The organism is Streptomyces sp. NPDC097619 (assembly GCF_040302735.1).
Classification (GTDB): domain Bacteria; phylum Actinomycetota; class Actinomycetes; order Streptomycetales; family Streptomycetaceae; genus Streptomyces.
Map to the genome: position 1 here is coordinate 1 of NZ_JBEOSD010000317.1, position 1814 is coordinate 1814.

General features: G+C 76.2%; 2 protein-coding genes. Both read left to right on the forward strand.

Features of this window, described 5'->3' with window-relative positions; translation table 11 throughout:
• Positions 1-85 precede the first annotated feature (85 nt).
• The gene (locus ABTZ17_RS36720; protein WP_352200166.1) at positions 86-1411 is read left to right on the forward strand and encodes an MFS transporter; all 1326 of its coding nucleotides are present in this window, start codon (positions 86-88) and stop codon (positions 1409-1411) included.
• A gap of 150 nt (positions 1412-1561) precedes the next feature.
• On the forward strand, positions 1562-1765 hold the full coding sequence (locus ABTZ17_RS36725; RefSeq protein ID WP_352200167.1) for a hypothetical protein: 204 nt from the start codon (positions 1562-1564) through the stop codon (positions 1763-1765).
• The last annotated feature ends 49 nt before the right edge of the window (positions 1766-1814 follow it).

Here is a 1814-nt window from a genome sequence, read left to right on the forward strand (position 1 = left end):
TCCTGGGTGGAGGCGCCGATGATCCAGGTGTCACACCGGTCCATCAGGCCGCGCGCCTTCGCGCGGTCCTCCTCGGCTGGTGGCCGTGTCGGGCATCTGCTCGGCCGGGGTCGCCATGACCTTGATCGCGCTGCCCTGGTTCGTGCTGCACACCACCGGCAGCGGTACGCGCACCGGCCTGGTGGCCGCCGCCGAACTGGTCGGCCTGCTCTGCTCGTCGGTGTCCGCCGGGCCGCTGCTGGACCGGTTGCCGCCGCGCGCGGTGAGCGTCGGCGCGGACGCCCTGACGGCCGGGGCGCTGGGCCTGGTGCCGCTGCTGCACGCGATGGGGGGCCTGGACCTGCCGCTGCTGGGCCTGCTGGCCTTCGTCATCGGGGCCGCGCGCGGCCCGGCGGACACGGGCAAGCAACTGCTGCTGCCCGCCGCGATGGCGAGGGCCGCGACGAGTACGGAGCGTGCCACGGGGGCGGTCGAGGCCGCCCGGCGGATCGGCATGATGGCGGGGGCCCCGCTGGCCGGGGTGTCGGTGGCGGCCGTGGGCCCGGTGCCGACGCTGTTGCTCGACGCGGCGGCGGTGTCGCTGGGGGCGGTGCTGGTGGCCGCCCTGGTGCCCGCCGTGCCCCGGGCCGCCGCGGGTGCGGGGCGGGACGGGGCCGAGCGCGAACCGTACCTGCGGGAACTCGTTACGGGTCTGCGGTGGTTGCGCGGGGACCGGCTGGTCCGGGCCGTGACCGGGGTGCTGTTGGTGACGAACGCCTTGGACGGCGCCCTCAACGGGGTGCTCTACCCGGCCTACGGGGCGCGGGTGTTGGACAGCGGGCCGCTGCTGGGCGCGATGGTGACGGTGATGGGGGCGGGCGCCCTGGCCGGGGCCGCGCTCTACGGCTGGGCGGGGCCGCGGCTCCCCGCGCGGCTGCTGTTCACGGGGGCGTTCGTGCTGCTCGGCGCGGTGCGGTGCGCCACGCTGGCGGCCGAGCCGCCGCCGGTGGTCCTGCTGGCGCTGCTGGCGGTGTCGGGCGTGGGCTCCGGGGTGGTGGCACCGCTGATGATGTCGGTGGCCTACCGGCGGGTGCCCGAGGAACTGCGCGGCCGCGTCTTCGGGTTGTTGACGGCCTGCGCGCTGGCGGCGACCCCGCTCGGGATGGTGGGCGGCGGACTCGCGCTCGACCACTGGGGCCTCACCGGGACCCTGGTGGCCACCGGAGCGGTGTACCTGGTGGTGACCTCGGCGCCGCTGGTGTTCCCCGTCTGGCGCGGGCTCGGCGCGGACTCCCCCGCAACCGACGCCTCGGCGCGACCAGTTGGGGAGTCAGCAACGGTCGTCGACGGCTCTTCGAGCCTGCCCGCGGCGGACCCGACCCCGCCGGGCGGAGCGGATCAGGGGCGCTCCGTGCCGGTTCGGGCGGTTTGACCCCCCTTCACTTTCGCGCCTGGCAACTTGCTGAGAGCCGGGACGGGTCGAAGTGGGGCCGGGAGCACGGCAGGGTTGTCAACGACCGGCCCGGCGGGCCCACGAAGCCCGCCGAGTCTTCTGGACCACCACCATCCCTGGGGGGAAACCATGACCAAGCGTTCCGCACTCACCCTGGCCCTCGCCTCGGCGCTCCTGTCCGCGCTCGGCGCGCTGGGCGCCCTCGGCTCCGGCGGCACGGGCACCCTGGCGGACGGCGAGGCGCCGCGCCCGCACGTGGTCCTGCCGACCACGCAGAACACCACGGGCGGGGTCCGGCTGAACGACCCTTCGGACACCTCCTGGGGCGGCTGAGGCCGCCGGCGGGCCGCCGCGAAACCGTGGTCGGACGGGGTGCGCTTCG

What these genes read in the sequence shown, in the direction of transcription:
- ABTZ17_RS36725 (WP_352200167.1), top strand. Translation starts at nt 1,562, where the DNA reads ATGACCAAGCGTTCCGCACTCACCCTGGCCCTCGCCTCGGCGCTCCTG.